Origin of the sequence: Streptomyces sp. NPDC019531, assembly GCF_044903305.1 — a bacterium.
Lineage (GTDB): Bacteria > Actinomycetota > Actinomycetes > Streptomycetales > Streptomycetaceae > Streptomyces.
Window position 1 is genome coordinate 157,087 of sequence record NZ_JBJDQL010000012.1, and the last position, 22,016, is coordinate 179,102.

At 70.8% G+C, this 22,016-nt stretch carries 20 protein-coding genes and 1 tRNA gene; 5 read left to right on the forward strand and 16 right to left on the reverse strand.

Annotated elements, in window-relative coordinates; translation table 11 throughout:
- The 10 genes from ruvA to pgsA all read right to left on the reverse strand — a co-directional run bounded on the left by ruvA (window position 1) and on the right by pgsA (window position 7,918).
- Window positions 1–606, reverse strand: a complete 606-nt coding sequence (gene ruvA, locus ACI2L1_RS17440; protein WP_404740187.1) for a Holliday junction branch migration protein RuvA — start codon at window positions 604–606, stop codon at window positions 1–3.
- A complete protein-coding gene (ruvC, locus tag ACI2L1_RS17445; protein WP_404740188.1) occupies window positions 603–1,142 on the reverse strand; it encodes a crossover junction endodeoxyribonuclease RuvC in 540 nt (179 codons plus the stop codon). Before ruvC ends, ruvA begins: the two co-directional genes overlap by 4 nt.
- A gap of 201 nt (window positions 1,143–1,343) precedes the next feature.
- On the reverse strand, window positions 1,344–2,096 hold the full coding sequence (locus ACI2L1_RS17450; protein ID WP_404740189.1) for a YebC/PmpR family DNA-binding transcriptional regulator: 753 nt from the start codon (window positions 2,094–2,096) through the stop codon (window positions 1,344–1,346).
- A gap of 49 nt (window positions 2,097–2,145) precedes the next feature.
- A complete protein-coding gene (gene pdxT / locus ACI2L1_RS17455; RefSeq protein WP_404740190.1) occupies window positions 2,146–2,757 on the reverse strand; it encodes a pyridoxal 5'-phosphate synthase glutaminase subunit PdxT in 612 nt (203 codons plus the stop codon).
- Window positions 2,758–2,765: 8 nt separating this feature from the next.
- Entirely contained in the window at window positions 2,766–3,671 is a 906-nt protein-coding gene (gene pdxS, locus ACI2L1_RS17460) for a pyridoxal 5'-phosphate synthase lyase subunit PdxS (protein WP_368399189.1), read from the reverse strand.
- 119 nt (window positions 3,672–3,790) lie between these two features.
- Window positions 3,791–3,934 (reverse strand): DUF6210 family protein, encoded by a 144-nt coding sequence (locus ACI2L1_RS17465; protein ID WP_404740191.1) that lies wholly within the window; start codon window positions 3,932–3,934, stop codon window positions 3,791–3,793.
- Window positions 3,935–4,001: 67 nt separating this feature from the next.
- A complete protein-coding gene (locus ACI2L1_RS17470) occupies window positions 4,002–4,544 on the reverse strand; it encodes a hypothetical protein (protein ID WP_404740192.1) in 543 nt (180 codons plus the stop codon).
- A gap of 598 nt (window positions 4,545–5,142) precedes the next feature.
- Window positions 5,143–6,312 carry a glycosyltransferase family 4 protein gene (locus ACI2L1_RS17475; RefSeq protein ID WP_404740193.1) on the reverse strand — a complete coding sequence of 390 codons (1,170 nt, stop codon included), beginning with the start codon at window positions 6,310–6,312 and terminating at the stop codon, window positions 5,143–5,145.
- Window positions 6,309–7,217, reverse strand: coding sequence for a phosphatidylinositol mannoside acyltransferase (locus tag ACI2L1_RS17480; protein ID WP_404740194.1), 909 nt, complete (start codon window positions 7,215–7,217; stop codon window positions 6,309–6,311). Before ACI2L1_RS17480 ends, ACI2L1_RS17475 begins: the two co-directional genes overlap by 4 nt.
- A complete protein-coding gene (gene pgsA / locus ACI2L1_RS17485; protein WP_404740195.1) occupies window positions 7,214–7,918 on the reverse strand; it encodes a phosphatidylinositol phosphate synthase in 705 nt (234 codons plus the stop codon). The genes ACI2L1_RS17480 and pgsA overlap by 4 nt, the downstream gene beginning before the upstream one ends.
- A 272-nt stretch (window positions 7,919–8,190) precedes the next feature.
- On the opposite strand from pgsA, the gene ACI2L1_RS17490 reads away from it, so the two are divergent.
- Both ACI2L1_RS17490 and ACI2L1_RS17495 read left to right on the forward strand, forming a co-directional pair.
- Entirely contained in the window at window positions 8,191–10,389 is a 2,199-nt protein-coding gene (locus ACI2L1_RS17490) for an elongation factor G-like protein EF-G2 (protein ID WP_404740196.1), read from the forward strand.
- Between the two features lie 227 nt (window positions 10,390–10,616).
- On the forward strand, window positions 10,617–12,278 hold the full coding sequence (locus tag ACI2L1_RS17495; protein WP_404740197.1) for a hypothetical protein: 1,662 nt from the start codon (window positions 10,617–10,619) through the stop codon (window positions 12,276–12,278).
- 139 nt (window positions 12,279–12,417) lie between these two features.
- Here the strand turns inward: ACI2L1_RS17495 and ACI2L1_RS17500 are convergent, their stop codons facing one another.
- Window positions 12,418–12,978, reverse strand: a complete 561-nt coding sequence (locus ACI2L1_RS17500; RefSeq protein WP_404740198.1) for an HIT family protein — start codon at window positions 12,976–12,978, stop codon at window positions 12,418–12,420.
- A 424-nt stretch (window positions 12,979–13,402) separates the two neighbouring features.
- On the opposite strand from ACI2L1_RS17500, the gene ACI2L1_RS17505 reads away from it, so the two are divergent.
- Window positions 13,403–13,984 (forward strand): potassium channel family protein, encoded by a 582-nt coding sequence (locus ACI2L1_RS17505; RefSeq protein ID WP_404740226.1) that lies wholly within the window; start codon window positions 13,403–13,405, stop codon window positions 13,982–13,984.
- 30 nt (window positions 13,985–14,014) lie between these two features.
- On the opposite strand, the gene thrS is transcribed toward ACI2L1_RS17505, so the two are convergent.
- From thrS to ACI2L1_RS17520, 3 genes are all read right to left on the reverse strand, one after another.
- A complete protein-coding gene (gene thrS, locus ACI2L1_RS17510; protein ID WP_404740199.1) occupies window positions 14,015–15,991 on the reverse strand; it encodes a threonine--tRNA ligase in 1,977 nt (658 codons plus the stop codon).
- A 90-nt stretch (window positions 15,992–16,081) separates the two neighbouring features.
- Entirely contained in the window at window positions 16,082–17,320 is a 1,239-nt protein-coding gene (locus ACI2L1_RS17515; protein WP_404740200.1) for a hypothetical protein, read from the reverse strand.
- Window positions 17,317–17,883: a DUF4365 domain-containing protein gene (locus tag ACI2L1_RS17520; RefSeq protein ID WP_030321429.1), complete on the reverse strand. Its 567-nt coding sequence runs from the start codon at window positions 17,881–17,883 to the stop codon at window positions 17,317–17,319. Before ACI2L1_RS17520 ends, ACI2L1_RS17515 begins: the two co-directional genes overlap by 4 nt.
- Window positions 17,884–18,074: 191 nt before the next feature.
- On the opposite strand from ACI2L1_RS17520, the gene ACI2L1_RS17525 reads away from it, so the two are divergent.
- Window positions 18,075–18,800, forward strand: a complete 726-nt coding sequence (locus ACI2L1_RS17525; RefSeq protein ID WP_404740201.1) for a 3'-5' exonuclease — start codon at window positions 18,075–18,077, stop codon at window positions 18,798–18,800.
- 107 nt (window positions 18,801–18,907) lie between these two features.
- Here the strand turns inward: ACI2L1_RS17525 and ACI2L1_RS17530 are convergent.
- Both ACI2L1_RS17530 and ACI2L1_RS17535 read right to left on the reverse strand, forming a co-directional pair.
- Window positions 18,908–18,979, reverse strand: a tRNA-Val gene (locus ACI2L1_RS17530).
- Between the two features lie 39 nt (window positions 18,980–19,018).
- A complete protein-coding gene (locus ACI2L1_RS17535; protein ID WP_404740202.1) occupies window positions 19,019–19,465 on the reverse strand; it encodes an SRPBCC family protein in 447 nt (148 codons plus the stop codon).
- An 84-nt stretch (window positions 19,466–19,549) separates the two neighbouring features.
- Between ACI2L1_RS17535 and ACI2L1_RS17540 the strand changes: the two genes are divergently transcribed.
- Window positions 19,550–21,967 carry an SCO7613 C-terminal domain-containing membrane protein gene (locus ACI2L1_RS17540; protein ID WP_404740203.1) on the forward strand — a complete coding sequence of 806 codons (2,418 nt, stop codon included), beginning with the start codon at window positions 19,550–19,552 and terminating at the stop codon, window positions 21,965–21,967.
- The last annotated feature ends 49 nt before the right edge of the window (window positions 21,968–22,016 follow it).

Here is a 22,016-nt window from a genome sequence, read left to right on the forward strand (position 1 = left end):
CTAGCGGGCGCGGTTCAGGGTTTGCAGGGCGGCCTTCAGCAGCCGGCCGACCTCAGGCGTGCCCTCGGCCGCCTCTGCCTGCGGTGCTACGGCGGTGACGGCCTCGTCGGCCTCGCGCGTGGCGTAGCCGAGGCCGATCAGGGCGGCGTGCAGCTGGTCGCGCCAGCCCTGGGTGACCGGGGCGCCGATCGCCGGGGCGCCGATGGGTTCGCCGAGCCGGTCCTTGAGCTCCAGCAACAGCTTCTGCGCGCCCTTCTTGCCGATGCCCGGCACCGCGATGAGCGCCTTCTCGTCACCCGTGGCGACGGCCCTGCGCAGGGCGTCCGGGGAGTGCACCGCCAGCATCGACTGGGCCAGCCGCGGGCCGACTCCGCTGGCGGTCTGCAGCAGCTCGAAGATCTGGCGCTCGTCGTCGTCGACAAAGCCGTAGAGGGTGAGCGAGTCCTCCCGCACGACCAAGGAGGTGGCGAGCTTGGCCGACTTGCCGAGGCGGAGGGTCGACAGCGTGTTCGGTGTGCATTGCACCGCCATGCCGACACCGCCGACCTCGACCACGGCGGTGTCGGGAGCGAGTGCGGCGACCGTGCCGCTCACAAAGGCGATCATGCCGTACGGCCTTTCCGTGCTGTGGCTGTGTGCAGGGCGACGGCCTGCTGAAGTCGGTTCTGGGCGGGGGCACGCCAGATGTGGCAGATGGCGAGCGCTAGGGCGTCGGCGGCGTCGGCCGGTTTGGGCGGTGCGTCGAGCCGTAGCAGTCGGGTGACCATGGCACCGATCTGGGCCTTGTCGGCGCGGCCGCTGCCGGTGACGGCGGCCTTGACCTCGCTCGGGGTGTGCAGCGCGACGGGGATGCCGCGGCGGGCGGCGCACAGCATCGCGACGGCACTGGCCTGGGCGGTGCCCATCACCGTACGGACGTTGTGCTGGCTGAACACCCGCTCCACGGCGACGAATTCGGGCCGGTGCTCGTCCAGCCACTGCTCGATGCCCTGCTCGACGGCGACGAGCCGCTGCCCCAACTCGGCGTCCGCGGGCGTGCGTACGACACCGACGCCGAGCATCGTGAGCGGCCGCCCGGCGACACCCTCGACCACCCCGACACCGCATCGCGTGAGACCGGGGTCCACCCCGAGTACGCGCACGCGCCCCTCCCCTCCTTGCGGCTGAACCGCCGCCGCTCTCGCGGACCTGGCTGAGCACCGTCGGGGTTCCTCAATTGATGGTTGCGGCCCGTGGCGGCGATCTTTCACTTTCGTCAGGCTATCCGCTGCCACCGACAACGGCGGCGGGCCGGTGGGACGTGTCCCAACCGGCCCGCCGAAACGGCTCACCTCGCGACAGCGTTACGCGTCGACCTTCTCCATGACCTCGTCGCTCACGTCGAAGTTGGCGAAGACGTTCTGGACGTCGTCGCTGTCCTCAAGGGCGTCGATCAGCTTGAAGATCTTCTTGGCGCCCTCCTCGTCCAGCTCGACCTGCATGGTCGGGACGAAGTTGGCCTCGGCGGAGTCGTAGTCGATCCCGGCGTCCTGGAGGGCGGTGCGGACGGCGACCAGGTCGGTGGCCTCGCTGAGCACCTCGAAGGACTCGCCCAGGTCGTTGACCTCCTCGGCACCCGCGTCAAGGACGGCGCCGAGGACGTCGTCCTCGGCCAGCTCGCCCTTGGGGACGATGACGACGCCCTTGCGGTTGAAGAGGTACGACACCGAGCCGGGGTCGGCCATGTTGCCGCCGTTGCGGGTCATGGCGACGCGGACGTCGGAGGCTGCACGGTTGCGGTTGTCGGTGAGGCACTCGATGAGCACCGCGACGCCGTTCGGGCCGTAGCCCTCGTACATGATCGTCTCGTAGTCGGCGCCACCGGCTTCGAGACCGCCGCCGCGCTTGACCGCGGAGTCGATGTTCTTGTTCGGGACCGACTGCTTCTTGGCCTTCTGGATGGCGTCGTAGAGGGTCGGGTTGCCCTCGATGTCGACGCCGCCCATACGGGCCGCCACCTCAATGTTCTTGATCAGCTTCGCGAAGAGCTTGCCGCGCTTGGCGTCGATCACGGCCTTCTTGTGCTTCGTCGTAGCCCATTTAGAGTGGCCGGACATCTGCCTGTCTCCTTCGCGTAACCCATCCCTGCAACCAACGCCTGAGATCCTACAAGGACTCCCGCGTCCGGTTGGCGCGCACCATGTCGACAAACAGAGCGTGCACACGGTGGTCGCCGGTCAGTTCCGGGTGGAACGACGTGGCGAGCGCGTTGCCCTGGCGGACCGCGACGATGTGACCGTCGTGCTCGGCGAGCACCTCGGCCTCGGCACCGACGGACTCGACCCAGGGGGCGCGGATGAAGACGCCTTCCACGGGATCGCCCTCGACGCCCTGCACGTCGACCGCCGCCTCGAAGGACTCGTTCTGACGTCCGAAGGCGTTGCGGCGCACGATCATGTCGATGCCGCCGATCGTCTCCTGGCCCGAGCGCGGGTCGAGGATCTTGTCGGCGAGCATGATCAGGCCGGCACAGGTGCCGTAGACGGGCATGCCGTCACGCACACGCGCGCGTAGGGGTTCCATCACGCCGAACAGGACGGCCAGCTTGGAGATGGTGGTGGACTCGCCGCCGGGGATGACCAGGCCGTCCACCTCGGCGAGTTCCTCCGGGCGCCGCACCGGCCTGGCCACGGCGTCGGCCGCGGCCAGGGCGACGAGGTGCTCCCGGACGTCGCCCTGGAGGGCCAGGACGCCTATGACGGGGACTTCAGTGCTCATGGGTGCGATTACCAGCCGCGGTTGGCGTAGCGCTCGGTCTCGGGGAGGGTGTCGCAGTTGATGCCGACCATGGCCTCTCCGAGGTTGCGGGACGCGTCCGCGATGATCTTCGGGTCGTCGTAGAAGGTGGTGGCCTTCACGATGGCGGCGGCGCGCTTGGCCGGGTCGCCGGACTTGAAGATGCCGGAGCCGACGAAGACGCCCTCGGCGCCGAGCTGGCGCATCAGGGCGGCGTCGGCGGGGGTGGCGACGCCGCCGGCGGAGAACAGCACGACCGGCAGCTTGCCGAGCTCGGCGACCTCCTTGACGAGCTCGTACGGGGCGCGCAGGTCCTTGGCGGCGGCGTACAGCTCGTTGTTGTCGTAGCCGCGCAGGCGGGCGATCTCGTTCTTGATCTGGCGCAGGTGGCGGACGGCCTCGACGACGTTGCCGGTGCCGGCCTCGCCCTTGGAGCGGATCATGGCCGCGCCCTCGGCGATACGGCGCAGGGCCTCGCCCAGGTTGGTGGCACCGCAGACGAACGGGGTCGTGAAGGCGAACTTGTCGCTGTGGTTGACCTCATCGGCCGGGGTGAGGACCTCGGACTCGTCGATGTAGTCGACGCCGAGGGACTGCAGGACCTGGGCCTCGACGAAGTGGCCGATACGGGACTTCGCCATGACCGGGATCGAGACGGCCTCGATGATGCCCTCGATCATGTCCGGGTCGGACATCCGGGCCACGCCGCCGTCCTTGCGGATGTCGGCCGGGACCCGCTCCAGCGCCATGACGGCGACGGCGCCCGCGTCCTCCGCGATCTTCGCCTGCTCCGGCGTGACGACGTCCATGATCACGCCGCCCTTGAGCTGCTCCGCCATTCCGCGCTTCACGCGCGCGGTGCCGGTCTCGGGAGCCTGGTTCTCAATGCTGGACACGGGTTGACCTCGCTGAAGTGAAAGGGGATTACTGCAGCACCGAGGAAACGCCACGGGACCAGGCCACAGCAAGGGCCAATGGGGACCCGGTGGATCGTTTTGCTCTCCCAGGGGCCGTGTCAGTCGAAGTTCTCCCAGGTCAGCACACCGGGACCGTCGAGGGCTCGTCCGGGCACGGGGAGCAGACAGCCCTCCTGCTCGTGGCGGACGCAGCCGTGGCCGCCGCCCTGCGCCTCGTGGACCACGCCGCTCGGTGCCGCCACGACGACGAAGACCGCGCCGCTCTCGTTGCCCTCCAGGTCGAGGAAGACCCGGCGTCGCGCGTCGGCCCTACGCGGCCCGGTCGACCAGTGCCGCAGGCGGCTCGTCGTCCATCTCGAAGGCCATCGGGAAGGGGGCGTGGCCGGCCAGGCGGAACCAGCGGACCTTGCGGTGCTCACGCAGCCGACGGGCCGCGCCGACGGCGTCGTTGTGGAAGCGGCGGGCCATCGGAACGCGTCGTACGGCCTCGGTGAGCTCGTGGGCCGCCGCCTCTCCGCCGGGTGCCTCGCGGACCGCCTCCACCTGGGCCGTCTCCGCGAACACGGCCCGAAGCGCCTGGCTCAGCTCGCTCTCGGCGACCTCCCGCTGCTCCTCCTCGGCCTGCCGGGCGGCGTGCGCGGCCTCGTACAGGACGATCGACGCGGCCGGGTCGAGCACGCCGGAGGTGGCCAGTTCCTGGGTCACGGAGGCCCGGCGGAGCAACTGTGCGTCCAGGGCCGCGCGCGTGGCGTCGATCCTGGAGTGGAGCCGGTCGAGGCGGCCCGCGGTCCAGCTCAGATAGAGGCCGATCGCGACGAGCGCGACGATGATCCAGATGAGGGTGGGAGTCACGGGCAGCAAGGCTATCGGGGCGGCTCGGGGCGGGGGCGGTCAGGCACGGGGGCTGCGAGTGCGGCCGGTCAGAGGGCACCTCGGAGTGTGTGCCTCAGCGGGACGGGATCGTGGTCGGTGGGATGGGGCACGGCTCGACACTAGGGTCGTGGCTGACGGGATGGGCCATGGCCCGATACGACAGTCGCGGCCGACGGACTGTCCCGGCACGGCACGAACTCCTCGGCGGCGAGCGACTTCCGGGGTGGCACGAACTCCTAGGCGACGGGTGAGTTCCCGACCGCCCCGTGCCGCCCGCAGCCTCATCGCCGCTGTGCCGATCCGCAGCCTCGCCGAGCCATCGTCACTTCGGTTCCCGCGGGCCGGCCCCCGGCCGCGCCCGCATCCCCGTGGCCAGGTCGTCGGCAAGGCGATGGGCGGTCCCACGCCGACCCCGACCGCTTCGGTCCACGCCGCCCCAGCCGTGCCGACGGCACCGACGCCTCTCCGTCCCGCGCTACCCCACCGAGCCCGCCGGCACCGTCCGCTCGCGCCGCGCTCACGCCCCCGGCCGGACCGAACCGCACACGCAGGCTCCTCCGTCCGGTCCCGCCCGCGCTCAGTCCCGAGCCAGCCCCAGCCGTGCCCGCAGCCCGGTACCCCGGTCGTCCTCCGCCGCTGCCACCGCCGCCGCGCCCGCCGTCACCGTCTCGTACACCGACAGGATGTCCGCGCCGACCGTCGACCAGTCGAAGCGCCGTACGTGCACGCTGCCGCGCTCCCGCAGTTCGGTGAGCCTCTTCGGGTCGCCGAGCAGTCGTACGGCGGCCTGGGCGAGCGCGTCCGCGTCCTCGTTGGCGAAGAGCTCGCCCGCCGCACCGTGGTCGAGGACCTGGGCGAAGGCGTCAAGGTCGGAGGCGAGCACCGCGGCCCCCGCCGACATGGCCTCGACCAGGATGATCCCGAAGCTCTCACCGCCGGTGTTGGGAGCGACGTACAGGTCGACGCTGCGCAGGAAGCGGGCCTTGTCCTCGTCGCTGACCATGCCGAGGAACTCCACGCGCGCGCGTAGCTCCTCGGGGAGCGACTCCACCGCCTCCTCCTCGTCGCCGCGGCCGGCCACCAGCAGCCGGGTCTGCGGGCGCTCGGCGAGGATCCTGGGCAAGGCCCTCATCAGCACCGGCAGACCCTTGCGGGGCTCGTCGATGCGCCCCATGAAGCCGATCGTGTCCCCCTGCCACTCGGGCTTCGGCCTGGCCTGGGCGAAGAAGTCGACGTCCACCCCATTGGGAATCACCACCGCGTCACCGCCCAGGTGCTCGACGAGCGTCCGGCGGGCGTACTCGCTCACGGCGATCCGGGCGCTGATCTTCTCCAGAGCGGCCTGGAGGATCGAGTACGCGGCGATCATCGCGCGCGAGCGCGGGTTGGAGGTGTGGAACGTGGCGACGATCGGGCCCTGGGCGATCCAGCAGGTCAGCAGGCCGAGGGACGGCGAGGACGGCTCGTGGATGTGGACGACGTCGAACTCGCCGTCATGCAGCCAGCGCCGCACGCGCGCGGCGCTCAGGAAGCCGAAGTTGAGCCGGGCCACCGAGCCGTTGTACGGCACCGGGACCGCGCGGCCCGCCGAGACGACGTACGGGGGCAGCGGGGTGTCGTCGTCGGCCGGGGCGAGGACGGACACCTCGTGGCCGAGGCGGATGAAGTACTCGGCGAGATCGCGGATGTGGAACTGGACGCCGCCGGGCACGTCCCAGGAGTACGGGCAGACGATGCCGATCCTCACGGGGTTCCCTTCGTGGGATCAAGGTCCTTCAGCCACAAGCGCTGGAGCATGTGCCAGTCCTCCGGATGGTCGGCGATCCCGGTGGCGAAGGCATCGGCCAGCGCCTGTGCCATGACAGACGTCTTTTCGGCCCGCGTACCTGTCTCGGGCACCTCGACCGGTGGATGGACCCTTCCCTGCATGACGGGCGAGTCGTCGTACCAGAGTGTCACCGGCAGCAGCAGCGCGCCCGTCTGCTGGGCCAGCAGGGCCGGGCCTGCGGGAATGCGGGTCGCCTCGCCGAAGAACCGGACCTCGACTCCGGAGGACGACAGATCGCGCTCGGCGACCAGGCAGACCAGCCCGCCGTCGCGCAGTCGCCGGGCGAGCGTGCCGAAGGCGGTACCCCCGCTGTGCGGGAGGACCTCCATGCCGAGGCCCTCGCGATAGGCGACGAAACGGTCGTAGAGCGTCTCCGGCCTGAGCCGTTCGGCGACCGTGGTGAACGGTGTCTCCAGCTTGGTGGTGACCCAGGCGCCGGCGAGGTCCCAGTTGGCCATGTGCGGCAGCGCGAGGATGACGCCCTTGCCGGCGGCGAGCCCGTCGGTGAGATGGTGCAGGTCCTTGGGCTGGAAGCCGCCCTTGATGCGCTCCTTGCTCCACGTGGGCAGCCGGAAGGACTCCATCCAGTAGCGCAGGTACGACCGCATGCCCGCGCGCGAGAGCTCGGCGAGGCGCTCGGGGCTCGCGTCGGGCACCACGCGCGCGTAGTTGCTCTCAAGGCGCAGGACGCCCTTGCCGCGCTTCTTCCACGCCAGGTCGGCGATGCTCCGGCCGAGGCGCACGGCGACCGGCTCGGGGAGCTTCTTGACCACGCCCCAGCCGAGGCCGTACAGCGAGTCCGTCAGGCGCTCCTGGGCGCTCACTTGGCGGCCTCGCTCCCCTGCTGCTGGGGCTTCTCCTCGGCGGCGGCCGAATCAGCGGACGACTCAGCGGCCGCCTCGGCCTCGGCCGACTCGCGGCGGACCGTGACGACCCGCTGGATCAGGGTGACCAGGCTGCCCACGGCGACGATCCACAGAGCGACCGGCAGCAGGTACTGGATGCCGGGCACACCGAACTTGTGCAGGCCCGCGAGCCCGGCCGCGACCAGCGAGATCACCAGGCGCTCGGCGCGCTCGACGAGGCCGTTGACGGCGACCGGCAGCCCGATCGACTCGCCACGGGCCTTGGTGTACGACACCACCTGGCCGCTGGCCAGGCAGAAGATGGAGACCGCGCACAGGGCGATGTCGTCGCCGCCACCGGCGTACCAGAGGGCAAAGCCGCCGAAGATCGCGCCGTCGGCGACCCGGTCGAGCGTGGAGTCCAGGAAGGCGCCCCAGCGGCTGGAGCGGCCGAGCTGGCGGGCCATGTTGCCGTCGACGAGGTCGGAGAACACGAAGAGCGTGATCACGACGGTGCCCCAGAAGAACTCGCCCATGGGGTAGAAGACCAGCGCGCCCGCGACCACTCCGGCGGTGCCGAGGAGGGTGACCGTGTCGGGGCTGACGCCCCTTCTGATCAGAAATGAGGCGAACGGGGTGAGGACACGCGTGAAAAATGCACGCGCGTACTTGTTCAGCATGGCCTTCCCGACGGTCGGTGTGGCCGGCTCGGCCCCTGCTGGCCACCGGCTGGCCCATCGTAGCCACGCGCGCGCGTGAGCGACGGCCGGGCACCCGGACCCGTGTCACGGGCCCGCGGCATCGGGGGCACGGCGCTATCGCGTCCGTCGTATGGACGCACCGTGACGGGAGTGGAAAGCTCGAAGAACCGCGGGCGCCACCGGAGCCGCACCGCACGCGGGTCCGCATGTCCGCGCCCACAGTGACCTCACCGTGCACGGGAGGCAAGGCCATGGGCGACAAGGCAAACGCACACCCCGGAGCCGCCGGCAGGGCAACAGCGGCCGACCACCCCGCGTCCGTACGGAATGTGGTGCTGGTCGGCCACTCCGGTTCGGGCAAGACGACATTGGTGGAAGCTCTCGCGCTGACCGCGGGAGCAGTGAACCGAGCGGGCCGTGTGGAGGACGGCGGAACCGTCTCCGACTACGACGAGATCGAGCACCGACAACAACGCTCGGTACAGCTCTCCCTGGTGCCCGTCGAATGGGACGGGTACAAGGTCAATCTTCTGGACACCCCCGGATACGCCGACTTCGTCGGGGAACTCAGGGCCGGTCTGCGAGCGGCGGACGCGGCCCTTTTCGTCGTCTCGGCCTCGGACGGGGTGGACGGTTCCACGCGCATGGTGTGGGAGGAGTGCGCGGCCGTCGGGATGCCCCGGGCGATCGTCGTCACGCATCTGGAGGCCGCGCGGGCGGACTTCGACGAGATGACGCGGATCTGCGCGCAGACGTTCGGGGGCGACGACCCCGACGCCGTACTGCCGCTCTATCTGCCGCTGCACGGCCCGCAGGCCCCCGACGGCCACGCGCCCGTGACCGGGCTGACCGGGCTGCTGTCGCAGAAGCTGTTCGACTACTCGTCCGGGGAGCGCAGGGAGTCCGAGCCGGGCGAGGACCTGCTGCCGGAGATCGAGGAGGCCCGTAACCGGCTGATCGAGGGGATCATCTCGGAGAGCGAGGACGAGACCCTCATGGACCGCTATCTGGGCGGCGAGGAGATCGACTTCAAGACGCTCGTGGAGGACCTGGAGCGGGCCGTCGCGCGCGGGGTGTTCCATCCGGTCCTGGCCGCCGCTCCCGCGGCGGAGGGCGCCAGGCAGGGGATCGGCACGGTAGAACTCCTCGAACTGGTCACCGGCGGCTTCCCGACGCCGTACGAGCACCCCACGCCGGGCGTCACGACCATCGACGGCAAGCCGCGCGAGATCAAGGCGTGCGACACCGAGGGGCCGCTGGTCGCGGAGGTCGTGAAGACCGCGTCGGACCCGTACGTCGGCCGGATCTCGCTGGTGCGGGTCTTCTCCGGCACCCTGCGCCCCGACGAGACGGTCCATGTCTCCGGGCACGGGCTCGCCGACCGAGGGCACGAGGACCACGACGTCGACGAGCGGATCGGCGCGCTGTCCGCCCCCTTCGGCAAGCAGCAGCGGACGCTCACACACTGCATCGCGGGCGACCTCGCGTGCGTGGCGAAGCTCAGCCGCGCGGAGACCGGCGACACGCTCTCGGCGAAGGACGACCCGCTGCTCATGGAGCCCTGGGAGATGCCCGACCCGCTGCTGCCGCTCGCCATCGAGGCGCACAGCAAGGCGGACGAGGACAAGCTCTCGCAGGGGCTCGCCCGGCTGGTCGCCGAGGATCCGACCATGCGGCTCGAACAGAACCAGGACACCCACCAGGTCGTCCTGTGGTGCCTGGGCGAGGCGCACGCCGACGTGGCGCTGGAGCGGCTGCGCAACCGCTACGGCGTGCAGGTGGACCTCGTACCGCACCGGGTGTCGCTGCGGGAGACGTTCGCCGACAAGTCGGCGGGACGCGGGCGACATGTGAAGCAGTCCGGCGGGCACGGGCAGTTCGCCATCTGTGAGATCGAGGTGGAACCGCTGCCGGGCGGCTCGGGCATCGAGTTCGTGGACAAGGTCGTCGGCGGCGCGGTGCCGCGGCAGTTCATTCCGTCCGTCGAGAAGGGCGTACGGGCGCAGGCGGCCAAGGGGGTCGCCACCGGCCATCAGCTCATCGACGTCCGGATCACACTGCTGGACGGCAAGGCGCACTCCGTGGACTCCTCCGACGCCGCGTTCCAGACGGCCGGGGCGCTGGCCCTCAGGGAGGCGGCGGGCGACGCGAGGATCCATCTGCTGGAGCCGGTCGCCGAGGTGTCCGTGCTGGTCGGCGACGACTACGTGGGCGCGGTGATGAGCGACCTGTCCGGGCGGCGCGGCCGGGTGCTCGGCACCGAGCAGACCAACGGCGGACGTACGCTGATCAAGGCCGAGGTGCCCGAGATCGAGATCGGCCGGTACGCGGTGGACCTCAGGTCCCTGTCGCACGGCACCGCGCGGTTCAGCCGCTCGTACGCACGGCACGAGCCCATGCCGCCGCAGATCGCCGAAAGGATCCGTGAAGAGGCGCGCGACGTCTCGTAGTTGGCGCCGGGCCAGGGACAAGTGGCTTCCGGCGGCGCGCAGGTGGCGTTTCGCGCCCCACAAGTGACATGCACGGAACGCTCCCCTCCGATTCGGCGGACGGCTTCGGCCGTCCGCCGACTAATGTCAGTGCCGACAGATACGCTGATGACCTGATCAACAGGTGTGCGGAGCACGGAAGTCGGGAAGGCCGCAGTGGGTGAGACCGGCGGCGATCGGGGGCGGGAATGACCGTTGACAGCGGTTACGGCGACATCTTCGGTCCACAGGTGCCGCGCACCGGCGACGAAGCACAGACGGCGACCTTCGCCCTGGCCTCGGCGGCCTACCGGGACAACCCGGTGGAGGAGATACTCAAGGCCAACAACGAATGGCACGAGTCGGCCGTCAAGGGCGGCCGCAGGTGGGCGAAGATCTTCCGCCCCAACCTGGGCGAGGCCTTCTCCACGGCCGTGGTCACCCGCATGCTCGGCAAGGGCCGCAAGCCGCTCATCCAGTCCTTCGGCGCCGAGCCGCAGGTCGTGGTCGAGCACTGCCTCGCGGCGAACAACATCCGCCGGGACCGGGACAACTGGCTGACCGCCGTCATGGTGCTCTGCGGTGTGCTGTTCCTGCCCGGACTGCTCGTCTGGCTGCTGGTCTTCACGCTGCGCACCAATGTCGCCCGACGTGAGGACAAGCAGGCCGGAGCGATCTCCACCGCGCTCCTCGTCGCGGTGGGCGCGCTCGCCGTGCTCTTCCTCGTCAAGATGCCGTTCGCCGGGTTCTGGGGCCTGTACGCACGCGCGTGCGTGGTCCTGCCCGTGGTCGGCTGGTTCTGGGCCAAGCAGATCTGCGAGCGCACCGCGAAGGATCTGCGGGAGCGCTGGGCCAGTCTGCTGGCCGGCAGCAGCGTCGGCGCCAAGGTGCCCGAGGCGGTACCGAGCAACCCCGGCGAGACCGCGGCCGAGCAGCTGCGCCAGTCCCTGGCCACGCTCAGCGCCGAACAGCAGTCCAACTCGGTCTTCTACGCCGGCCCCAAGGGCATACTCGGCATGGGCACCCGCTGGGGCAGCTGGCAGCTGGCCGAGGACCTGGTGTCCGCCGACCCCACCCGGGAGATCCACCCCTTCCGCAGCTGGGACGTCGTCCGCTCCATCCACGACCAGCTGCGCATGCTGGAACGCAACACGATCAACACCGGCGGCTTCCCGAAGCCCTCCATACGCCACTGGGTCGTCACACCGATCGCGGAGGGCGCGAAGGAGGTGTCCCGGCCCGGGGGCACGGACGTGGACGCGTACCAGGTCAAGACGCACGCGATCCAGGACATCTGCAACAAGCAGCAGTTCGGCGGCGGTGACCGGCACTACCTGGGCGTGCAGTGGACGCTGTGGGAGGGCCAGTTGGTCCTCACCATGCTGATCACGGTGACCGTGCTGCACGAGACGCTGCGCATCGAGGTCACCGGGCACGCGCTGGGGCCGGTGCACGGCTTGTTCACCTCGAAGCCGGCGGCCAAGGAGAAGGAGGTCGCCAAGCAGCTGCGCTTCTGGGAGACCAAGAAGATCAAGCTTCCGCTGGTCGACGCCGACGAGGTGGTCCGCCTCACGGCCCGGGCACCCCTGACCTGGTATCCGCCGCTGCTCAACTGGCTCGGCGGCTCGCTCGCCCTGCCCGAGCCGTTCGGTCTGCGGCACGCCTGGGCGGACAAGCCGTGGCGGCACCGCTTCATGGCCGACGACGCGCTGCGCGCGGCCACACCGGTGCTGCGGGTCGTGCACTCCGCCGCGATCCGGATCCTCCGGGAGAACGGCGTGGACACGGAGAAGTTCGGCACGAGGGCGGGTTTCCTGAGCACGCAGGTCCAGGACGTGTCACCGGGGAAGGCGGACGTGTACGACGCGTAGGCCTCCGGCGGTTCGGCCGCATAGGCGTGCGGGTAAGTCTGGGTACCGGCCCCTGAGGCTGCGCCCCCAGACCCCCTTGGGCCTGAGCGGCCTCCTTCTCAAACGCCGGACGGGCTGATGGATGCCGGCCCCGCTGAGATCAAACCGTCGGCCAGGCCTCCGACAACATCTTCCGCGTGTCCCCCAGCAGTTGCGGCAGCACCTTTGTGTGGCCGACGACCGGCATGAAGTTCGTGTCGCCGCCCCAGCGCGGGACGATGTGCTGGTGGAGATGGGCGGCGATGCCGGCGCCGGCCACCGTCCCCTGGTTCATGCCGATGTTGAAGCCGTGCGCCCCGGACGCCGTTCGCAGCGCCGTCATCGCCTGCTTGGTCAGCGCGGCCAGCTCGGCGGTCTCCGGCTCGGTGAGATCGGTGTAGTCGGCCACATGACGGTAGGGCACGACCATCAGGTGGCCGCCGGTGTAGGGGTAGAGGTTGAGCACCGCGTACACCAGCTCGCTGCGCCGGACGATCAGGCCGTCCTCGTCGGATTTGGCCGGGATGGAGCAGAAGGGGCAGCCGTCGTCGGCACCCGGGCCGGTCGGCTTGTTCTCGCCCTGGATGTAGGCCATCCGGTGGGGGGTCCACAGACGCTGGAACGCGTCCTGCGTCCCCACTCCCAACTGCTGCTCCGGCTCACTCGTCATGCAGTGCAGCATATTGCTTCGCCCGTTCGCGCCGTGTCGGTGGGGTTGTGGGAAAAGCAGTCCGCGCCAAGCTGGGCGGGTGGACGACGACAGCCGCGAACCCGACAGCGCCCACGCCGACGGGACCGACGCCGACGCTCACGCGGCCGACAGCACCGACACGGGCAGCGCCTACCGCACCGCGGCACACAACGGCCACGATTCCGGCATCGCCAAAGCCCACGACTCCGACAGTCGTGGGCTCCACGGGGTCGGCGCCAAGGGGCGACACGGCACCGATCCCCGGGAGCCCCACACCACGGACTCCGGGAGCCATCACACCCGCGACCCCCGCCAGTCCCGCCAGTCCCGCCAGTCCCGCCAGTCCCGCCAGTCCCGCCAGTCCCGCCAGTCCCGCTGGGAGGCTCGCACAGAGGTTCCCCTCGCCGTCGCGTCCCTGGCTTTCCTCGCCGCGTACGCGCTTCGCGTACTGGTCCGCGGTCTCCCGGACGGACTGGGCGATCTCTGCCTGGCGGTGACGCTCGCGGCCTGGGCGCTGTTCGCCGTCGACTACACGGTGCGCTGGCGCCTCAGCGGGCAGCGACTGCGCTTCGTACGGACGCATTGGCTCGACACCGTGGTCCTTGCCCTGCCGCTGCTACGACCCCTCAGGGTCGTCAAGGTGTACGAGGCCGTGCAGCGCCGGCACGGAAAGCCCCGGCTCGCCCTGCACGCGCGCGTGATCGCGTACACCGGTCTGTCGACCCTTCTGCTGGGCTTCACCGGCGCCCTCGCCGTCTACCAGCAGGAACACAACGCACCCGGTACGACCATGAAATCCTTCGGCGACGCCGTCTGGTGGACCTGCGCCACCGTCGGCTACGGCGACGTCGCCCCGGTCACCCCACTGGGACGCCTGATCGCGGTCGGCGTGATGATGACCGGGCTGGCCCTGCTCGGTGCCGTGACCGGGACCTTCGCCTCCTGGCTGTTCCAGGCGTTCACACGCGAGGACGACGAAAGGCCCCCGGGAAGCTGAGCCTCCCGAGGGCCTCACCGACAACGGACGTCAGACCTGCGCCCGCTCCTCCACGATCTTCTGGATCTTCGCGAGGGCCTCGTCGAACGGGATGCCGTTCTCCTGCGAGCCGTCGCGGTAGCGGAAGGACACCGAGCCGCCCGACATGTCCTCGTCGCCCGCGATGACCATGAAGGGCACCTTCTGCTTCTGGGCGTTGCGGATCTTCTTCTGCATACGGTCGGACGAGGAGTCGACCTCGACCCGCAGGCCCTGCTTCTTGGCCGCGGCCGCGAACTTCTCCAGATACTCGACGTGCGCGTCACCGATCGGGATGCCGACCGCCTGGACCGGAGCCAGCCACGCCGGGAAGGCGCCCGCGTAGTGCTCCAGGAGCACCGCGAAGAACCGCTCGATCGAGCCGAACAGGGCCCGGTGGATCATGACCGGACGCTGCTTGGAGCCGTCCGGCGAGGTGTACTCCAGCTCGAAGCGCTCCGGCAGGTTGAAGTCCAGCTGGATCGTCGACATCTGCCAGGTACGACCGATCGCGTCCTTGGTCTGGACGGAGATCTTCGGGCCGTAGAAGGCGGCGCCCCCGGGGTCGGGGACGAGCGGCAGGCCCTGCTTCTCGGCGACCTGACGCAGGGTCTCGGTCGCCTCCTCCCAGACCTCGTCCGAGCCCACGAACTTCTCCGGGTCCTTGGTGGACAGCTCCAGGTAGAAGTCGGTCAGGCCGTAGTCGCGCAGCAGGCCGAGGACGAAGGTGAGCGTCTTGTCGAGCTCCTCCGACATCTGCTCACGGGTGCAGTAGATGTGCGCGTCGTCCTGCGTGAAGCCACGCGCACGCGTGAGTCCGTGCACGACGCCGGACTTCTCGTACCGGTACACGGTCCCGAACTCGAAGAGGCGCAGCGGAAGTTCACGGTACGAGCGGCCGCGCGCGTCGAAGATCAGGTTGTGCATCGGGCAGTTCATGGGCTTGAGGTAGTAGTCCACGCCCTCGTCGAGCTGCATGGGCGGGTACATGCCGTCGGCGTACCAGTCCAGGTGCCCGGACTGCTCGAAGAGCTTCCCCTTCGTCGCGTGCGGGGTGTAGACGAACTCGTAGCCCTCCTCCTCGTGGCGGCGGCGCGAGTAGTCCTCCATGACCCGGCGGATGATGCCGCCCTTGGGGTGGAAGACGGCGAGGCCGGAGCCGATCTGCTCGGGGATGGAGAACAGGTCGAGCTCGGAGCCCAGCTTGCGGTGGTCGCGCTTCTCCGCCTCGGCGAGGAAGTCGAGGTACCCCTTCAGCTCGTCCTTGGTCGGCCACGCGGTGCCGTAGATGCGCTGGAGCATCGGGTTCTTCTCGCTGCCGCGCCAGTAGGCGGCCGCGTTGCGCATCAGCTTGAACGCCGGAATGTTCCGGGTCGAGGGCAGGTGAGGACCGCGGCAGAGGTCCTTCCAGCAGAGGTCGCCGGTCTTGGCGTCCAGGTTGTCGTAGATCGTCAGCTCACCGGCGCCGACCTCGACGTCCGCCCCGTCGTCCGAGGACGCGGAGCCCTTGAGACCGATCAGCTCCAGCTTGTACGGCTCGGAAGCCAGCTCCTCACGGGCCGCCTCGTCGGTCACCACACGGCGGGAGAACTTCTGCCCCCGCTTCTGGATCTCCTGCATCTTCTTCTCGACGGCCTTGAGATCCTCGGGCGTGAACGGCTTCTCGACGTCGAAGTCGTAGTAGAAGCCGTCCTTGACCGGCGGGCCGATGCCCAGCTTGGCCTCGGGGAAGAGCTCCTGTACGGCCTGGGCCATCACATGCGCGGTGGAGTGGCGCAGGATGTTGAGGCCGTCCTCGGAGGAGATCTCGACGCCCTCGACCTCGTCGCCCTCGGACAGCGCGTACGCGAGGTCCTTGAGCTCGCCGCCCACGCGCGCGGCGACGATCGAGCGCTCGCCGGCGAAGAGCTCGGCGGCCGTAGTGCCCGTCGTCACCACGCGCTCTTCCCGCTCGGAATCGCGTTGGATGATCACACGGACGTCTGACACCGGTCTCTCCTGACTGAAGGTGGGTGCGGCGCCATACCGGGAGCGCGCGCAATAGGGGATCGTACCGACCCGGCACCCGCCTCCGCGAAATCAGTCCCCTCCGAAGGACTCCTCACCGGATCCCTCGCAGGCCTCCTCGAAGAAGTCCAGGTTCTCCTGGAGGGACTTCATCAGGCGGTCCCGCTCGGCCTCGTCCACCTGTACGGGCACGACTCCGGTGGCCCCGGTGAGCCTGCGGAATCCGCCGCGGCTCTCCAGCCTGCCGTGCACCCGGACCGGCAGCCCGACGAGGTGGGCCTGGCCGGCGATCCGGTACGCCTCCTCGTCCAGCGTCAGCCGCAGGTGCGGGATCTCGGCGCCGGCGATCACCCGGAGCCGTACCGACCCGTCGCCGCGCGGCCCCGACCTGCGCATCCGCTCCACCGTGCCGGTGATCCGCACCGAGACGGAGGGCTCCTCGTGAAGGAAGCGCGCCCCGGCCTCGCGCAGCACGGGCAGGTCGCCCGGCGAGAACTCGACGGCTTCCGCGAGCGCGGCACACCCCTCGGGGGCCCCGGCCGCGGGCGCCCACTCGACGGCGATGCGCGCGCCCTCCGTGCCGCGCACGAGGGAGATCAGCGCCTCGGTGAGCTCACGGCTGACGCCCGCCTCCACGGCGCCGTCGAAGGCGTCCATGCCTCCGGTGGCCCGCCGGTAGTCGATGGCCTCGCGGGCGGCGTAGAGGGCCTGGTGGAGGCGGACGGCGAGCGGGCGGCCGGTGTCGACGGGCACGAAGGCGGTGAGCCTGCGGCCACCGTCGGCCGAGCCGACCAGGACGTTGTCCAGGGACGCGGCCGCCGTACGGCGGTAACGGGCGCCGTAGTAGCCGGCACGCGCGCGTGTGGCGAGCGCGCCGGCGAGGAGGGTCTGACGGGCGGCGGCTCGCAGTTGCTCCTCGACGCTCCAGGGCGTGGCGTCGGCGGGGCCGGTCGGGACGTCCCGCCACCAGCGGATCTCGTCGCTGGGCACCGCGAGTCCGACGAGCACCTCGCGCGCCGAGGGGGTGCCGCTGCGGGACAGGGCGACGAGGGCCTCGCCGAGCAGGTCCTCGCTGTCGGGGAAGGCCCGGCTCTCGGGCACGAGCAGGCTGGTGCCGCTCGCGCCCGGTCCTGGTGGCGTCCAGCGGCCGTAGCGTCCGACAGCGCCGCCGCGCCGCTGCCAGCCGTGCCGGTGCAGCAGGGCGCTCAGGACGGCGGGGTCGACCTCGGCGGGGCTCGGCGAACGGTCCCAGTGGGCCTCCGGATGGGGGCGTACCGCGCGCAGTGGCTCCTCCAGCGGGCGGTGGGTCATGGTCTGCCTCCCGTCCCGACCCGCGTCATGATCTCGCACAGCGCCCGGTCGTCGAAGATGCGGTTGGTGGGGATCCGCACGGTGGTCCGGGTCCGGCCGGTGATCGGGTGGCCGGCCAGGTTGACCCAGTAGCAGCAGTGTCTGAGGTCCAGGCGGTCGTGGCTGGCGCGCAGCCAGTCGTCCTGGGTTCTCGGGACGAGCATGACCACCAGGATCTTGTGGACCGACACCGGAGTGCGGGCGAGCTTGCGCAGGTGGTCGTTGTCGAGCGTGAAGGAGAAGAACCGGCCGGGCGGATTCGGCGCGATCTGGTAGGTGCACTTGAGCTGCACCTTGATGGTGACCTCGTCGTCGACGGTGTGTCCGGGCGAGCCATGGCTGACGTGCCAGTCGATGCCGTTGTCCGGAAAGGGTTGCGACAACGAGCAGCCGGCCGCCGCCGCGACCGCGTGCAGATAGCCCACCTGCAATGTCTCCATGCAGGCGGTGGTGGCGAGGGTGCCGCGAAGGGGGCCCGTACGTTCGGGCAGCAGCCCGCCCCGCTCGGGCTGCGCTATCGCCATGACCAACAGCCTTCCAAGCCAAGTGACATGCCCGCACAGGGGCCACATGAATCCCGCACCGAGCCGCTGAACTGCAAAGACCCGTACTCCTGTTGTGTCCTTCCGGCGTACGGCGCAAACAGCCCGGGTATCACCAAACAGGCAGAAGACGGGGCGTCAGCTGCCGTGGGTGAACGAGGGGTTGAGTAGGTATGACGTGCTGGTACGAAGGCCCCCTGGCCGCTTTCGACACGGAGACCACGGGCGTGGACGTCGAGACCGACCGGATCGTGTCGGCCGCCGTTGTCGTCCAGGACACGGCGGGAACCCGGCCACGGGTGAGCCGGTGGCTGGTCAACCCGGGTGTGCCGGTGCCCGCCGGGGCGACGGCGGTGCACGGACTGACGGACGAGCATCTCCAGCTCAACGGCCGCTGGCCGGCGCCGGTGATGTTCGAGATAGCCGAGGTGCTGGCGGAGCAGGCGGTGGCGGGCCGTCCGCTGGTGGTGATGAACGCGCCGTTCGATCTGACGCTGCTCGACCGGGAGTTGCGCCGTCATCGCGCCTCGTCCCTGGACCGCTGGTTCGAGACGTCTCCCCTGCTGGTCCTGGACCCCCGGGTCCTCGACAAACATCTGGACCGCTACCGCAAGGGCCGCCGCACCCTCACCGACCTGTGCGCGCACTACGGCGTCGAGCTGGAGGGCGCGCACGACGCGGCGGCCGACGCACAGGCCTCGCTGGATGTCGTACGGGCGGTGGGGCGCCGTTTCGCGGCCCGGCTGGAGCGGCTGGCACCCGCCGAGCTGCACGACCTGCAGGCGGTCTGGCACGCGGCGCAGGCACGGGGTTTGCAAGCGTGGTTCGCCCGCAGCGGCTCGGAGGAGTCGGTGGACCCGGCGTGGCCACTACGACCGGATCTGCCTGCGGCGGCATGACGGGGCGGACACCGGAACCGGGCGACGCGCCAGGTGCTCTGGGGCGAAACCGACGCACAACTGGACACAAAAAACCGGCCTGCTGTGGCAGACCGGTCTTTTCCGGGTGGGCGATACTGGGTTCGAACCAGTGACCTCTTCGGTGTGAACGAAGCGCTCTCCCACTGAGCTAATCGCCCGGGAACGCACTGAACAATACAGGTCCCCGCGGGTTTCCTTCAAACCGCTTCCAAGTACGCGGTGAGCCCCCGGCGGCCGGCGCGCATCATCAGCCGGTGGTTGGCCAGGAAGATCGGCCGCCCGGGTACGGCGAACCGTCGGAGCAGCGGCTTGTGCACCTCGGTGACCTGGTCGTAGTGAGCGAGGCTGCCGTCGCCGTCCGCGGTGATCGTCCAGCATGCCCAGCCGTCGAGGTCCCCGGTCATGGCGATCTCGAGTACCCCGGCCGTCCGGTCGCGCCGCACCTCGCGCGCGGTGAAGACCAGGTCGTACGGCAGCACGGCGCGGATGGTGACCAGGCCACTGGTGTCGTCGAGCCGTCGCACCTCGCGCACCTGGGGCCACCAGCGCGGATACTCCTCGGCCCGCTCCAGCACGTCGTAGACGGCGGCGGGCTTGGCGGGCAGGGACCACTGGGTGCGGAAGCGGTATCGGGTCCAGTCCATGGGCAGAGTCTGGCATCGGATCCGAGTACGTCCTGAGTACCCATACTCATGTCGCGCGGCGTGGCCCAGCCCACACTTCGAGGCATGACGCACATCCCGCCCCCCGTCGAGGAGCTGCGGCTCATCGACGCCGAGCTGTGGCAACTGGACGCCCGCCGGGCCCAGTTGCTGGCCCGCCGGGCCTGGTTGGTCACCGCGCTCCAGCCGCCCCAGCCGAAGTGGCGGGCGGCGGAGCCGACCGGACCGAGGTCCGCCGCGCCCCCTCGCCCCGAGGCGAGCGCACCGAGCGTGCAGAACCTGCTCCTGGTGCTCGGCGGGGTTCTGCTGACGGTCGCGGCGATGGTGTTCACGCTGGTGAGCTGGGGTCACATGGGGATCACGGGCCGGGCCCTGGTGCTCGGCGCGGTCACCGTGGCGGCGCTCGGCGCCCCGCTCCCGCTGCTGAAGCGGGGGCTGCGGTCGACCGCCGAGTCGGTTGCGGGCCTGGGTCTGGCACTGACGGTCCTGGACGCGTACGCACTGCACGAGGCCGTCTTCCCGAAGATCCCCGGGGCCCCCTACACGGCGATCGCCTCGGCACTCCTGGCCGGCCTATGGACGGCGTACGGCTTCCTGCCGCGCGCCGCCGCACTCCGCCTGCCTCATCCCGCCGCCCTGGTCGCGGCCCAACTACCGCTGTTCTTCTGGGCGATCGCGGCCGACGCGGGTTCGTACGGACTCACGAGCGCGCTCCTGGTGACGGCCGGGTTCGACACGGTTGTGGCGCTCCGGGTGGCGTCCAGGTCCCTACGCGTGGTCGCCGCGATCGGCGGGTACGGGGTGGGCGCCTGGGGCGCACTGGCCGCCGGCTGGCTGACCTGGTCGGCCTCCGGCCCGAGCGCCGCCGCCCGTGCGGCGGCGCTCCTTCTCCTCGCGAGCGCGATCGCGCTCGCCGCCGCATGGCGGGGCGCCGGGACGGCACCAGGGGGATCCGACGTCGCGGAAGGCCCCCCGCGTGCGGGCGGACAGGCCGCCGGTCTCGCCGTCGCCTCAGGACTGCTCGCGGTGGCCGCACTCGGCGGTGCGGCACGCCCGGTACTCCCCGGGCTGTGGACGGTCCCGGCCCATCTGGCCTTCGGCATCGCCCTGTTGGCGACGCTGAGGCTCGACCGGCTGCCGCAAGCGGTACGAGGAGGCCTGGCCCGGGCCTCCGGTGCCGTACAGGCGCTGTCGCTCCTGTGGGCGCTCCCGGTCGTCGGCATCGTCGTGCTGGGCCCGCTCGCCTGGGCCTCACAGACATGGACCGGCGCCCCGTCGGACGCCCGCGCCGCGGTGACCGTGGGCATGGCCTGGCCGCCGCACGCGAAGGCGGTCCCCATGGTTCTGGCCGCCGTCGCAGGTGTGCTCGCCCTGGCGGTGAGGGACACGACCTGGCGCCCTCGGGCCCTGGCCGGAGCACTGGGCCTGGCCTGGGCGACCGCACTCACCCTCCCGGCGGTGCTGGAACTCCCCTACACCGCGGGCCTGTTGATCCAGGGCGCCACGACGGCCGCAGCCCTCGCCGCTGCCACCCTCCTGCACCAGCGCCTCACCGCCCTCACCCTCGCGCTGCTCACCTCCGCGAGCCTCGCCTTCCTCGCCCTCGCCTCGCAGACTGCGACCCTCGTCGTGCTCTCCGCCCTGACCGCGCTCTTCGCGGCGGCCTCCTGGCGCCTGGCCCCCTTCACGGCCCCGACGGCCCTGGCCTACGGCGCCGCACTCGCCGTTGCGACGGGCGCCGCCGCGGGTTGGTCCCCGGCGCACACCGCCCTGCTGGTCCTGGCGATCCCCGCGACCGCGGCCGTCCTCGCCCCTCGGCTCGGCGACCCGAAGGCCACCGTGCCGGTCGAGGCGGCCGGAGCGGCGGCCGGACTGCTCGCCATCGCGCTGGCGTCCACGGACCTTCCCCTGTTCGCCACCGTCCTGGCCCTGTGCGGAGTGATCACGGCGGGCACGGCGCTCCGTACGGACCGTCGACCCGTCGGCTACGCGGCCGCCGCCCTGTTCCTCGCGGCCACCTGGGTCCGCCTGGCCGCCTGGGACGTGGACACCCCGGAGGCGTACACGCTCCCGGTCACGATCCCGGCGCTGCTCGTCGGCGCCCTGCGCCACCGCCGTGACCCGCGGACCTCGTCCTGGACGGCGTACGCCCCCGGCCTCGCCGCCACCCTCGTACCGAGCCTCTTCGCGGCCTGGGGCGACACCCACTGGACGCGCCCCCTGCTCCTGGGCGCGGCAGCCCTGTTGGTCACCCTGGCAGGCGCCCGCCACCACCTCCAGGCCCCGCTCCTGCTGGGCGGTTCAGTCCTGCTCCTGGACGCCCTGCACGAACTGGCCCCCTACATCGTCCAGGTGACCGACGCCCTCCCCCGCTGGGTCCCGCCGGCCCTGGCCGGCCTCCTACTGCTCGCACTAGGAGCAACGTACGAGCGACGCCTGAGGGACGCCCGAAAGATGCGTCACTACCTGGGAAACATGCACTGAGCCCACCCAGGAGCGCGGGGAACTGCGCGACCAGCCACAACGGCCCCGC

Coding starts and splice junctions, on each gene's coding strand:
- ruvA (WP_404740187.1), bottom strand. CDS start 606: ATGATCGCCTTTGTGAGCGGCACGGTCGCCGCACTCGCTCCCGACACC.
- ACI2L1_RS17450 (WP_404740189.1), bottom strand. CDS start 2,096: ATGTCCGGCCACTCTAAATGGGCTACGACGAAGCACAAGAAGGCCGTG.
- pdxT (WP_404740190.1), bottom strand. CDS start 2,757: ATGAGCACTGAAGTCCCCGTCATAGGCGTCCTGGCCCTCCAGGGCGAC.
- pgsA (WP_404740195.1), bottom strand. CDS start 7,918: ATGCTGAACAAGTACGCGCGTGCATTTTTCACGCGTGTCCTCACCCCG.
- ACI2L1_RS17490 (WP_404740196.1), top strand. CDS start 8,191: ATGGGCGACAAGGCAAACGCACACCCCGGAGCCGCCGGCAGGGCAACA.
- ACI2L1_RS17495 (WP_404740197.1), top strand. CDS start 10,617: ATGACCGTTGACAGCGGTTACGGCGACATCTTCGGTCCACAGGTGCCG.
- ACI2L1_RS17500 (WP_404740198.1), bottom strand. CDS start 12,978: ATGCTGCACTGCATGACGAGTGAGCCGGAGCAGCAGTTGGGAGTGGGG.
- ACI2L1_RS17515 (WP_404740200.1), bottom strand. CDS start 17,320: ATGACCCACCGCCCGCTGGAGGAGCCACTGCGCGCGGTACGCCCCCAT.
- ACI2L1_RS17520 (WP_030321429.1), bottom strand. CDS start 17,883: ATGGCGATAGCGCAGCCCGAGCGGGGCGGGCTGCTGCCCGAACGTACG.
- ACI2L1_RS17525 (WP_404740201.1), top strand. CDS start 18,075: ATGACGTGCTGGTACGAAGGCCCCCTGGCCGCTTTCGACACGGAGACC.
- ACI2L1_RS17535 (WP_404740202.1), bottom strand. CDS start 19,465: ATGGACTGGACCCGATACCGCTTCCGCACCCAGTGGTCCCTGCCCGCC.
- ACI2L1_RS17540 (WP_404740203.1), top strand. CDS start 19,550: ATGACGCACATCCCGCCCCCCGTCGAGGAGCTGCGGCTCATCGACGCC.